Annotated in this window: 9 protein-coding genes; all 9 read right to left on the bottom strand. The window is 41.8% G+C overall.

All coding sequences use genetic code 11. From position 1 onward, the window contains the following. Positions 1-3 precede the first annotated feature (3 nt). On the bottom strand, positions 4-1380 hold the full coding sequence (locus tag ACSZOX_RS13305; RefSeq protein WP_437920509.1) for a sulfatase-like hydrolase/transferase: 1377 nt from the start codon (positions 1378-1380) through the stop codon (positions 4-6). Positions 1381-1572: 192 nt separating this feature from the next. Next, positions 1573-3000: a sulfatase gene (locus tag ACSZOX_RS13300; protein WP_437920507.1), complete on the bottom strand. Its 1428-nt coding sequence runs from the start codon at positions 2998-3000 to the stop codon at positions 1573-1575. Positions 3001-3011: 11 nt separating this feature from the next. Then, positions 3012-4421, bottom strand: coding sequence for a sulfatase family protein (locus ACSZOX_RS13295; RefSeq protein WP_437920506.1), 1410 nt, complete (start codon positions 4419-4421; stop codon positions 3012-3014). Positions 4422-4463: 42 nt separating this feature from the next. After that, positions 4464-5855, bottom strand: coding sequence for a RagB/SusD family nutrient uptake outer membrane protein (locus tag ACSZOX_RS13290; protein WP_437920504.1), 1392 nt, complete (start codon positions 5853-5855; stop codon positions 4464-4466). 15 nt (positions 5856-5870) lie between these two features. Next, positions 5871-8984 (bottom strand): SusC/RagA family TonB-linked outer membrane protein, encoded by a 3114-nt coding sequence (locus ACSZOX_RS13285; protein ID WP_437920503.1) that lies wholly within the window; start codon positions 8982-8984, stop codon positions 5871-5873. A 348-nt stretch (positions 8985-9332) separates the two neighbouring features. Then, positions 9333-12023, bottom strand: a complete 2691-nt coding sequence (locus ACSZOX_RS13280; protein WP_437920501.1) for a hypothetical protein — start codon at positions 12021-12023, stop codon at positions 9333-9335. Between the two features lie 326 nt (positions 12024-12349). Continuing rightward, a complete protein-coding gene (locus ACSZOX_RS13275; RefSeq protein WP_437920500.1) occupies positions 12350-12703 on the bottom strand; it encodes a VOC family protein in 354 nt (117 codons plus the stop codon). Between the two features lie 58 nt (positions 12704-12761). Then, positions 12762-12911, bottom strand: a complete 150-nt coding sequence (locus ACSZOX_RS13270; RefSeq protein WP_437920499.1) for a hypothetical protein — start codon at positions 12909-12911, stop codon at positions 12762-12764. Positions 12912-12923: 12 nt separating this feature from the next. Then, a complete protein-coding gene (locus ACSZOX_RS13265; RefSeq protein WP_437920498.1) occupies positions 12924-13904 on the bottom strand; it encodes an aldo/keto reductase in 981 nt (326 codons plus the stop codon). Positions 13905-13983 lie beyond the last annotated feature (79 nt).

The following is a 13983-nucleotide window of genomic DNA, read 5'->3' as shown; positions in this document are numbered from 1 at the left end:
CTATTACTTGATCTCATCGGACAAATTTCCGTCAAATGCTTCATATAATTTTTTAAGTTCCTGCGCCTTTTCCGGATACTCCTGCAGTAGATTTGTTCGCTCACTAGGGTCCCAAGCCAAGTTGAACAACTCCTCTATAGCTTCATAAGACTGTCCAGAAATCCGATTTATCCCCGCATTTATTTTTCTGTATTTCCAATCCCCACTTTTCACAGCCTCGACTTTACCATAATTGACAAGATAAATAGGTCGATGATCGTACGTTAAATCTTCCGTTTTCCCCGTCAAAAGTGTAGTTATTACCTGCCCGTCAAGACTTTTTTTAGGCAACTTCGCACCAGCCCATTCCACAAAAGTCGGCAAGATATCCACATTACTAATGGCACTGCGAATAACCTTCCCCTTAGGAATAAACCCCTTACCATAAATAATGAAGGGTACCCGAACACCTCCTTCATACGTATCTCCCTTAGCTCCCCGGAATACGCCTGCCGTTCCAACGTGCCAGTTACGGGTATGTCTATCATCAGACATCCGTGAAGGATATGTTATCCATGGACCATTATCACTAGAAAAAACGAGGATTGTATTCTTGTCCAATCCTTTCTTTTCCACCTCTTTCCACAATAGGGCTATATAGTGATCCAATTCCAACAACACAGCACCAAGATCACCTGCGCGTTGTTGATCAGCATATTTATTGCTTTTATTCGCAAATGCCAAGGGAAGATGTGGAAAATTATGGGCATAATAGAGAAAAAATGGCCTGTCGCTATTTTGCTGTTGAATAAATTGAACAGCTTCACGATGGTAAATCTTGCTTAGATCGGCATCATCAGGACGAATCACCTCTACCCTTCTATTTCGAAAAAGCTTTATCGCTGTATCGGTTTTTACATAGGGATCTCTGTAATCGTGACTATAAAGCATCCCAAAGAACGAATCAAACCCCTGCGCATTCGGATGGTGAAAATCTTTTTTATCTCCCAAATGCCATTTCCCTACCATACCCGTTTTATATCCGGCTTGTTTCAACAGCTCTGCTATTGTTTCTTCCTCGTCCGGGAGTCCAAGTGGGGATCCTGGTCCAATCGGCTGCGGCAGATTGTAACGCGATGCGTAACGTCCCGTGAGCAACGAAGCCCTAGACGGCGTACAGGAAGGACTAGTCACAACATAGTTTGTGGCGCGTACACCTTGCGCAGCAATAGAGTCCAAAAAAGGAGTACTGATATTGGGACTACCATAGCAACCTAAATCCGAATATCCCAAATCATCCGTTAGGATGAAGATAATATTTGGCTTTTGTGCTGGCTGAGCATCTGCTACGAAAACGCTTAAAAACAGCGTAAAAATGACGATGACCCTTTGTTTTATCATATGTAAATTTATCTATAAATGTTAAACTTCATTGAATAAATAAGCTCGTTTCACCCGGTTTGCATCTTAAAGGTCATATGGAATGTCTGACTTATTTTTATCGGTATTTGCGTTCTGCAATCATGGACATTTCATATACTATATTATATAGCCCGTTATTTTTATCAAGGGATTGCTCTGCTCCCACTTCCATTATTCCGTTACGCTTCTTTTCCATTGGGCGGTCAGCAATTCCTTTAATTCCTCTACAATTTCAGCATAATCAGGATTATTTACAAGATTTGTAAATTCATTCGGATCATTTTCGTAATTGTACAACTCGGCACCATCACGTCCTTCATTCCATTCTGTATAACGCCACTGTTTGTAGCGCACACTACGTCCCAGGATATCCCGATCAATATTTTTATACCAGGCTTTTTGCTTCACATTTTTATCGATCTGCGTATAAGCCGGTTTATCTAGCGTAAGTTCCGGTCTTTTCAAAATCTCCAAAAGGCTCTTTCCCTGAACATGTGAAGGAATGGATAAACCCGCCAACTCGGCTAAAGTTGGATAAATATCGATAAGCTCTACAGAGCTCAATGTCCGCTTCTGCTGCGCCAATTGAGGTGCCGCAATCAACAAAGGCACACGCGCTGTATGTTCAAAAAGCGTCTGCTTCATCCATTGTCCGTGCTGGCCTAAAGCATAACCATGGTCACTCCAAAATACAATGATCGTATTCTCGGTAAGCCCGAGCCGATCCAGTTCATCCAACAGTTTACCGACTTGAGCATCCATAAAAGACACCGCAGCATAATAAGCCTGCGTTACCTCTTTTCGCTGTTGCACAGAAAGTCCACTGTGATCTACCTGGGTAAATCTGGCCGCAATCGGCTTGTTTGCCCAATCGTCGGTACGCTCTTCTGGCAGTTGAATCTTATCTAAAGGGTAGAGGTCGAAATATTTTTTGGGAGCTACATAAGGTGTATGTGGGCGAAAGAATCCCACAGCGAGAAAGAAAGGATCATTCTGATGCTGTTGCAACAGTTTAGCTGCTTCGATCGCCACTTTACCATCCGTATGTTCCTCATCATGCTCTGACGTCGCCCAAAAAGACAAAGCCGCTCCCAGCCCCGTCGACGGCGTGTAATTCGTAATATTTTGTTCCTGTAGCTTATCGACACCAATAGGATTTACCCGTACATCCCAAGACAAAGAATCGTCCTGTCCATTTGTTCCGATCTGAGCTGGCACCCCGTAATGATATATTTTTCCCACCCGACCGGTGAAATAACCATTATTTCTAAACAATTGGGGAAGCGTGAGCACATCGGGTAACGTATCCCGAAAGAATGTAAACAAATCCTTCACCTTGGTCTTGTCGGGACGTAGCCCCGTCATTAGAGACGCTCGACTTGGAGAACACAAAGGGTATTGGCAATACGCTCGATCAAATCGCACCCCTAACTTAAACAATCGATCCAGATTCGGCGTTTTGACAAATGGATCGTCAAAAACATGCATGTCTACATTCAAATCATCCGAAGCAATAAATAAGATATTCGGTTTTCGTTGTTGTGAAACTGCGATATGCACAAACAGCAAAAAAAGAAAGACTACCTGAATTTTTTTCATCGCATTCAATTTTAAGGAATATCTAATTGACTAATGACAGGTACCACAGTTTTGCTATGATCTTCCGCTAATTTTATAAGCTCCTTCACCAGCTCTGGATATTTCTCTGCGATATCATTTGCTTCCCCAATATCTTCATTCAAATTAAAAAGCTTCGGCTGCTCGGTCTTGCTCAATTGATCAGGATAAGCAAATTCACTGTTGCTATAAAAAGAAAGTTTAAAAGCTCCTTTACGCACGGCCACCAACTGTGACGCATGGTAATAAAACATCTCTTCCCGAGGGCTCTTTTGTTCTTTACCAGAAAGGACAGGCGTTAGATCGTAGCCATCATACACGCGATCTTTTGGCAAATTAGCGTGTGCTAAATGCGCAAAAGTCGCCAACACATCCAACGTACTACCTATTTCTGTCACTTGCCCTGGTTTTACACGCTCCGGTCCCCAGAAAATAGCTGGCACACGTACCCCGCCTTCATAACTGTTTCCTTTCGCGCCATAGAGTGGCCCAGAAGAACCACCAAGTTCCTTGAATATCTTCCAAGGTCCATTATCCGACACAAATACCACATAGGTATTTTTATCCAGCCCCTGCTTTTTCAACGCTTCTACGATCTCACCAACACTCCAATCGATCTCTTCGATCACATCGCCATAGATGCCTCGTGCACTTTTCCCCTTAAACTTATCGTTTGCAAAAAGAGGAACATGCGGCATAGAATGGGCTAGATAAAGAAAGAAAGGTTCACCTTTATTTTTAGCGATAAAGGCGACAGCCTCCTTGGTATAACGTTCCGTAAGCGTATTTTGGATAGCAGGTTTCTCTATAACTTCCTCATTTCGTAAAAGAGGCACCTGGAAATATTCATTCTTGGGTTCTGTGATTGCTTTTACGTATGGAATTGAATCTACCCGATCCATATCGTTGCTATAAGGAATACCGTAATAATAGTCAAAACCATGTTTAGTGGGCAAAAATTGGGGCTGGCTTCCAAGGTGCCATTTCCCTATGATTCCCGTATGATACCCTTTTTGCTTAAGCAATGCGGCGATAGTGATTTCGGAAGATGGAAGGCCGCCTTTAGAGTCAGGAAAAAGAACACGCTTCTTTTCCCCCTGCATACCACTACGAATAGGCAAGCGCCCAGTTAGCAAGCCTGCTCGCGAAGGGGTACAAACGTTAGCTGCTACATAAAAATTTGTCCACTTCTGTCCTTCCAGCGCTAAACGGTCAATGTTTGGCGTTTTTATCGTAGGATTACCATAAGTTCCGAGATCGCCATAGCCCTGATCATCTGTAAAAATGAGAATGAAATTCGGTCGTTCAATCCCGTCTTTTCTTTGAGCAGAAGCGAATTGAACCAACCCCACCGCCAATGCCAATAATGCGATCGATTTTTTACTAAATATTCTTGTTTTCATAGTGCTGTATTTATTCCTTTTTCGTCTTTGGATTTCTAGTTTTTAATAGCCCTCATTTTGTATCAGGTTTGGATTCGCATCGATCTCCGTCTGTGGGATTGGAAATAAAACATGGTGAGCCTTCGCCGCAGTCTTCCCTCGCTGTACCGCGCCAGAGATAAATGTGCCTTGTCGAAGCTGATCGCTACGCCTTGCTTGCTCGTACCAAAATTCCCAATTTCGTTCTTTAAATATTTGCGTTCTGAAACTGTCCTTGGTAAAATCTCCGGGCGCTAAAGAAACCAATCCAGCCCGGTTTCGAATTTGGTTGACAAGCGCGATCGACTCGGATGTAGGGCCTTCTAACTCATTCAAAGCCTCGGCTTTACTGATCAAAACATCTGCATAACGTATAACAGGAACATCATTGCCATAAGATGCCCCTATTGCATCTTTGTCAAATTCATATTTGCCAGGATAAGAACGGTTGTTGCCGAGCAATTGGGTGAACACCCCGCTCGTATTCGTGTAAGAGGTTATAATCAATTCACGTCGTTTATCGTTGGCAGCAAAAGAGTTGACAAATTCGTCATAGAGATAAACGCGGGATGCATAGATCGTTTGATTAGGTAAATGAGGATAATCTGTCGGAAACGTATTCGCAACAAAAGGATTTCCAAGCTGCGGAGTAGATTGAATTGTCCAGATAATCTCATCATTACCTTCATTTTCGATCAAGAACAATTTCGTATAATCTGCAAAAAGAGTATAGTGCTGCAACGCGACAACCTCATTCGCTGCATCAACAGCTTTCTGCCATTGTTTGGTATTCAAATATAATTTTACAAGAAAACTCAGCGCGGCTCCTTTTGTGGCCTTACCATATACCGATTGTTCCACAGGTAGTACGGATGCTGCTTCACGTAGATCTTTTTCAATAAATGCGATAGTTTCTTCTTCTGTGGATCGAGCGAGGTAGTAGTCGTCATCTGGACTACTGTATAAAGGTAAACGTCCAAACCAGTCGTGCAACACGTAATAACTTAGACCACGAAGAAATTTAGCCTCAGCGATCAACTGCTCTTGATCCGAAGAACCTGCTGTATTTTTCAGGATAAGATTTGCGTCCCGGATCACACTATACAGCTGCTTCCAGGTACTACTAAAATAGGCATGATTACTATCCCAAGTAAAATTACATAAAGGTGTAAAATTCGCTTCAATAGCGCCGTACTCATTCCAATTTTCTCCGGATGTCATTCCCGAAGTAAAAAAGTAGGCATAATTTCGCAATTGGGCATTTCCATAGGCTGAAGTCAATAGGGACTGTAAACCTTCCGTCGAATTCGCGTAATTGTCGTTTAACTCTGAATACAGCTCTTCATCCAACAATGAACTGCATGCATTCAAGAATAAAGAACATAAAACGATACTTGTATATTTAAAAATTTTCATGATGACAACAGTTGATTAAAATGAGACATTGATTCCCGCTGCCCAAACCCGAGCGAGCGGATAAGTGTTAAGATCTACGCGGGCACTGCTTGTACCTAAGGCGTTTGCTTCTGGATCATAACCAATATATTTACTTAGGGTAAAGAGGTTCTGTGCAGATAAGTAAAGCTGTAGCTGACGAACTGCTTTTGTTGATCGCAAAGGCACATTATAGTTCAGCTGTACATATTTTAAGCGTAAATAAGATGCATCCTGTAAGGCCAGGGTATTTACCTTTCCTCCGCCGTAAGAAGTCGGTTCCAGTGCTGATGGCCATTTCGCATCGGTATTTTCTGTCGTCCAACGATCTTCAACGGTAGCGCGTAGCATATTTCTACGATAATTGCTTGGATACATACTTTCTAAAATATTTCCATTCAGTACATCCCCCCCTTTTTGTCCCTGTAAAAGAAAACTCAATCCAAAATCCTTATAATTAAATTCGTTCCGCCAGCCGTATGTGAAATCTGGAAATGGATTTCCAATAATTTGCTGATCCGATGTATTGATCACCCCGTCCTTATTAACGTCTTCAAAGATGGGATAACCAGGCTTAGCCGATTTTTGCGCACTATTCGCAACTTCCTCCGCATCCTTAAAAATACCCGTCACCTTATACCCATAGTAAGCAAAAGCAGGCTGCCCTTCGGTAATAATAGCTACATTTCCGATATTAGAGGCATTGCCCGTAATAATGCTTTTGATATCCCCAAGATCTGTCACTTTATTCCTAATACGGGTAAAGTTGATCGAAGAGGTCCAACGAAATTTCTCATTTTGAATTACATCAGCAGACACGAACAACTCGATTCCCCGGTTTTCCATCGATCCTATGTTCGACAGTATCGAGCTGTAACCTGTCCCAGATGGAAGAGGGAGCTCAATCAACATATCTTTGGTATTTTTTACAAAATAATCAATCGTTAGGTTCAGACGATTTTTAAAGATCGAGGCATCGACGCCAATATCTGCCTGCGCTGTAGACTCCCATTTTAAATTTCTATTTCCTATACGGGATGGAGAAGTACCTACATACAACGAACTTCCCGACACAAATGTTCCACCTGTCGTATATGTTTGTAACGAGTTATAGTTTCCGATATCCTGATTGCCGGTTACTCCCCAGCTGGCACGCAATTTCAAATTATTGAATAGCTCTGGAATAAAAGATTCGTTTGATAGTAACCAGCCTGCAGCAAGGGAAGGGAAAAAACCGTATTTGTTATCTGCACCAAAACGGGAAGAGCCGTCCGCACGAAAAGAAGCCGTCAACAAGTACTTTTCATTATGCGTATAGTTGACCCGCCCCAGGTAAGACAGCAATGTATTATCTGCCTTTCCGCTGCTTAGTGATGCGGTAGCAATATCGCCCAAACTTAGGTTGTTCGTTTCCAAATCGTCAGAAGGAAAATTGCCAATAGAGCCCACGAATCTTTTCGTTTGGAAATTTTGATACGTAACACCTCCAAGTACGTCCAAGGTATTTTTATCCCCCAGCAAGGTATTGTAGTTCATGGTATATTCACCCAAGATGTCTCTTTTCTCTAGGCTAGCGATATTAGCAATCCCGTTTTGTGCTGCCCCACGGATGGTAAGTCTGCTGTTGAAAATATCCCGACGTTGTGATAAGAGATCTGCTCCAACATTGATTTTAGCCTTCAAACCTTTAATCAATTCGTATTCGAGGAAAAGATTTCCCAATGTACGATTCGTCGCACTCTCGTTGCTTATTCCTTCAATTAAGCTTAATGGGTTGTTGATTGTCAAAAAAGATGATTGTGTAAATGAGCCATCATCGTTGTAGATCTTCTCGGTAGGGTCATACAATAATGCCGAATTGATAGGCCCTGCAGATTCATTAATGCTGTTTCCATCAATAGCGTTGTTATCCAGGATACGGCTTGTACTAATATTGACGCCAAATTTCCCTTTGGTAGCAAAACGGCTTTCTAAATTAACTCTTCCCGCATACCTATCCATTCCCGTATTCCGCACAATACCATCCTGCGAAGTAATGTTTAGTGAAGTAAAATATGTTAATCCCTCATCACCACCAGATAAAGAGATATTATGGTCTTGTATGGAAGCCTTACGGAGAATAGCCGACTGCCAATCCGTCCCTGCGCCAATTTCCGCAATGGCATCGGCATCAAACACGGGTGACTGCCCTTTCTCAGCAGCTAGCTGATTAATGACATCAATGTATTCGCTGGTGTTGAGTATATCGATCTTTTTGGCAATGGATTGTACACCACCATTAAGAGAATAGTTGAGTCTACGTTGCCCCTTAGCTCCTCGTTTTGTCGTAATCAAGATAACGCCATTTGCTGCCCTAGAGCCATAAATCGCAGTTGCCGAAGCATCTTTCAATACTTCTATAGAGGCAATGTCGTTGGGATTGATCGCGTTGATCGGATTTTTAGCGACCAGATTGTTGGCAATTCCCCCTTCTCCCGAGGAGGAGGTCAGATTAGTCGAGTTGTCAATAGGCAATCCATCGACTACATATAAAGGACTCGATCCTGCATTAATAGAGTTGTTTCCACGAATGCGGACATTCACCCCTCCACCGGGTTCTGAACTCGACTGTTGTATATTCACGCCAGCAGAAGTACCTTGTAACAGTTGTTCTACCGAAGTCACAGCTGCACCTCTGTTGAAATCGGCTTCTTTTAAACTGGTTACCGCACCAGTGATATCACGTTTTTTCTGAACACCATAGCCTACAACCACGACTTCATCGAGATTTTCTGTACTTTGTTCCAGCTCAATAAGGGTAGGCGAAGTGTTAACAACAATCGTTTTAGAAGTATAGCCTAAGTAGGAAAGTGTCAATGTAAAGGGTAGCTTCTGGCCAGTAACAAATTGAAAATTTCCATTACGGTCTGTTTTTACGCTATGTGTCACGGCTTGTAGCTGTACCGTAACTCCTTCTATAGGTTCTTTTGTTTGTGCATCAATAACTTTACCTGTAAGTGATGCGTTAATGATAGGTTTTGTTTCTACTTGCGCCAAGGCTTGATCTGCGCAAACACTTATTGTATATAACAATAAATACGTAGCATACCGAAGTATCCTCGTTCTTTTCATAATCTGTATTTGTTTAGTAGTAAATATTGACAAGTGCCAACGCCAATTGAGAACTTGTTTGTTTAGTTGATTTTAATGAGGAGTCCTGCTTCAAACAGGTATTGATTTTAGCAATGACACATTCGCCAAGAAGCGAACGAGGTAGAGCTTAAACTAGAAAGTGTAAAGGACGGTAAAGGGTTATTTTCAATATAGTTCATCGGAATACTTATTTTTCAATGCTGAATATTTTATATAGTCGCTACCAACGCCAATGGAATACGATAGTGCAAATATATAAATTTTTAAAATAGTCTACTATTTTTATAGATTATTTTAAAAAACAATCAAATATTGCTCGCAAGCAGGTTATCGTACTTCGAAGCTTTTTATCTTCCGCGCAATGCCGCCGTTAAGATCTAGCCCTTCCACTACAATGAGGTAAGTACCGGCTTCATCAGCCGTAAAAAAATCGAATGCAGTCTCACCAGAAGTATTAATGACAAGACTAGGTTCCCAATGAATCGTCCGCCGTAAATCACTAAACTTCGATCGGTCGCTGGTGGTTTCATAGGTAGGCTTGTAGTAACTCTTGTTGATATGAACCCCGTCTGGATTAAACTCAATCCGGCCTGTTTGAGTTGCAGTTCTGCTCATAGCTTCACGAACAGGTTTCGACGTAATGATAAAAATTAGACCATCACTTCCGCTAACAGTATATCCTCGATAGATACTCGTGTAAACTTCGCTCCGCAAAACCTCAATACTGGCAATAGCATCTACGGGAATACTCTCGACAGTTCCAGCATCCTCTTCTCTTCCATCAACGAGATAAGCAGCATACGATGGAATTTGTTCTGTATCATCCCATTTTATAATACCAAAAAGTCGATCCCAGATAAACCCCGATAGCGAATTGTATTCTTTAAAATCGGTCTCATTGTAGACATAGTCGGCATGTCCAGGTTTATTCAAATTCTGAGAATTTGGTGCAGCTTTGTTCGCTCGTCGCTCCACCACTACAGGATCAATCCAAATGGCACCATCCATAGCGCCCACACGTTCCATTTGTGCAAAATACAGTTGTGCTTCCTGCACATCTGTTTGGAACAATGTGTTGACATCATTTATTTCCATAGCTTTATTCCTGTTGGGACCGAAAGCTGGCACTTCTTGTTCTTCTAGAATAATATCTATTCTATTTTTTCCTTTTGCATCCTTGGCTGACAGTATATAACCCCTCTTATCCCAAAACAACAAATCGTCAAAGATGAAATACCCGTCTTTGTTTGAAATGGTCTGTTTATAATTCGACAGATTAATTTTCGGAAAAAGCCTTACAGTAGCACCAATCTCCGGGGTACTACGTCCCAATTTTTTTGTATAACCACTAATAGTCAGTCCTTCCTCTTTTTTATACTTCAGATGGCGATTGGTATCTATGGTTAGCCAATCTATGTTACGCCATCCTTGTGTTAACATCAGATACGCTAAATCCGTCTTTTTTATGGAGTCGTTTGAAAAATAGAAACCCGGATTTTCTATAAAGCCTTTGACATCCGAGTGTAACAACAAAGTCGATTGAATAGTTGCTGCATTTGTTAGCAAGGAATGATCAATTTTATCAAGTTGAACAACACTCGCCGAAATGGCCGCTGCCAATCCTTTCCCCTCCGGTTGTTCCAAACGAAGATGAACAGTCACCTTTTCGCGCGTAGAGAAGGTATCCTTATCAACCTGTATCTTTAAAGGTGCTTCCCTTTTTGGATCATAATGGAAAAACGGACGTTCGACGATAGGAATCAATCGTGCATTGAATACTGTTAAGGTCAACACCCCATTGGGTAGGGTGTCAGTCTCTGCAAAAAAGTCTAATGTATTACGATCCGCCAACGCCTGCGTCCGGGCATATACTTTCCCTGCATGATGCACAACAAAGTAAATCGTCTCGTGATTGACTAGATCTTTAGACAAATGAAGATGTGCCCATACGCCTGTATTTTTTGATTCATCCACATGTAGCGTATAGCCTGACTGCCGCGATTCGGGCAAATCCACTTGTTGTTGTGTTCCATCTTCAAATTCGGCAATAGCGCGTAGTTTCCTCGTAGGGTCAAGATAGAAAGAGGTGGCTCCCATTCCTAAACTGTTACTTTCCGCCGTAGCTAAGCTATCATCTCCTGCGAAAAAAATCACTTTCGTTTTAATCCCTAGCCCTTGTCCAGTGCAAGCTTTTATCCCCACGTGGTTCATTTGTCCCATGACTAGCTTTCCTCCTTCTGGAAATACTTCAACCAGTCTTCTGTTTTCATGCTGTTCCCGCTTCAGGACTTTCGTAAGCATACGTCCCTCCCGAGACGTAAAGGAATAGGAAATAACCGACTCCGTATCTGTAGTATCCAAAAGAAACGAAAACTTACCCCATTCGTCTGTCTGCAACTTCTTTCTCTGCAGCTTTTTATTGGGTTGTGCAAAGGTTATATCAACATCTGTATTTGGCAAAGTAATGCCATTAAAACCACGTAATTCAACTTGATACCGCTGGTTGCTTCCCTCTACCTTACGACTTGTTATTGTCTTTACTTGATCGGATCGTCCGTTACTAATTTGCAAGGTACGATCGTAGAAAAACTGTTCATCATCATTCCTCATCCAATTACTGTAGGCTCGCAAGCGATAAGATCCCTCAATCAATGTGTCCTGCAAGGTTATATCTCCAATACCAAGTCCATATACCAATGGAATTTTCAATCGGGCCAATCTCCTTTCTTTTGGGTCAATAAGCTCTACATAAACTATCTTACTCCAATTAGACAATAGATTTTCAATTCCTACGGCACAATACACTTTAAACCAAATGGTTTCGCCCACGGTATACAACGGCTTGTCCAAGTGAAGGTATAATTTTTCTTGCACCTGTTTCTTCTGCACCACTTCTGCATCGAGCAGCAATTGATCAAGCTGTTGTGCACGACCTGTATGAATTAAAGTCGATAAAACAATAACAAATAACAATTTTACGCCAAGAAAGCCAAACAGATTTTTTTCTATAGACACCATAGGAGGATGAGACTTGTTCTATAATTTAGTTCACAATTGCACGATTAATATAGAAAGAAGCCCGCTATTCGGCAACCTGTACTGTCATGTTTCTAAAAAAATCCCAATGCAAGATTAAGGTACATTTCATGCCAAAATCTACTCCTCCTATCGTAGCACAGCCCATCATTTACATAATCCAGGGTAAACTGACACAATTTGCAACTCTTATAAAGAAAGCCTGTATCAATGAGGCTTAGATACAGGCTTTCATAGCTGAACACCCCATTCATCAGGGAGCTTCGTATGAAAATAGTTTTTCGAGATTTAAAGTTTTTAGGCGATCATTAAAGCCCCCAAACAGCAAGTTCGTAACCATCTGGATCGGTAAACTGAAATCGTCTTCCTCCAGGGAAGCTAAAAATATCCTGAACAAGAATACCGCCAGCCTGAATCACCTTCTCTTTACTATCTTCTAGATTTGCAGAAAATAAGACTACCAATATACTGCCATTTTTTGGCTCCCCAGCAGTGAATCCGCCATCCACATATTCGCCTTCAAATGCAGTGTACTCGGGGCCATAATCGGTAAATTTCCAGCCGAAGGCATTTTCATAGAACGCCTTTGCTCGCGCTAAATCTTTCGACAAAAATTCAATATACTGTATCTGTTCGTGGCGAAGTTTGTTTGCTGTTTCCATAACACAAATTTATATTTTTTAAACTATTTCTCTATTCAGACCAGCCTGAACAGGTTATTTATTCAAAATTTAGTAATTTCCAGAATGCATATATTGAAATCCCGTATGTTTTCACCTCTTCTTTATGAAAACGCTGTATTGCGGCCTGTCCTTCAGCTGTTCCTAAAGTTTGCAGCTCCTTTCGTATTTTCTCTACAAAAACATGCATACGTTGAAATAATTACGCCAATATTTCCTCGATAGTATTTAGTTCCCTCTCCTCAAAATCCGTATTGGAAACCGCTCGCAAGGAGTCCAGCAGTTGTTCGCTATTTCGTGCTCCCACTAAAACGGAAGTGACCCGTTCGTCTTTTAGCAACCAGGCAATTGCCATTTGAGCAAGCGACTGTCCTCGTTGCAAAGCGAGTTCATTTAATTGCCGCAATTTTCCAAGCAGCTCTGCTGTGATGGTGGCACTTTTTAAAAAGTGTTCTTTCGTTGCGCGCGATTCCGCAGGAATACCATGCAAATACTTATTTGTCAATAGACCTTGTGCCAACGGAGAGAAAGCGATACAACCAACTTTCTCTTTTTCCAGCACATCCAATAAACCCTCCTCTGGCGTACGGACTAACATAGAATATTTTGGCTGATGAATGAGGCAGGGTGTCCCCAAATCCCGTAATAATGAAATTGCTTTTTGGGCTTGATCAGGAGGATAATTGGACAATCCAACATATAAAGCCTTTCCCTGTCGTACCACTGCATCAAGGGCTGTCATTGTCTCTTCGAGTGCTGTATTCGGATCTGGACGATGGTGATAAAAGATATCGACATAGTCTAGTCGCATCCGCTTGAGACTTTGGTCCAAACTAGACAAAAGGTATTTTCGGCTCCCCCAATCGCCATAGGGACCATCCCACATGGTGTAACCTGCTTTCGTAGAGATCAAGAGTTCATCACGGAATCCAGCAAAATCCGATCGCAAAATATCGCCAAAATTCTGCTCAGCAGATCCTGGCGGAGGACCATAATTATTTGCTAAATCAAAATGAGTGATCCCCTGATCAAAAGCTGTTATCAAGGTTTCCCGAAAGACATTTTTATCGTCAGTATCGCCAAAGTTCTGCCAAAGACCGAGGGAAATAGCGGGTAGTTGTATTCCACTTCTCCCACAGCGACGGTAAGGGATATGGGTGTATCTATCTGGTTTAAAAGGCATATATTACAAGATCTATTCCCTGCAATATACAGAAAAATATAGATGCTGTGCGGAAAAGTTTCTACCCTTATTCCACTAA

The sequence above is a fragment of the Sphingobacterium sp. LRF_L2 genome (assembly GCF_965644235.1).
GTDB lineage: Bacteria > Bacteroidota > Bacteroidia > Sphingobacteriales > Sphingobacteriaceae > Sphingobacterium.
The sequence above is the reverse complement of the archived record's forward strand: the minus strand, read 5'-3'. Positions and strand labels throughout refer to the sequence as shown.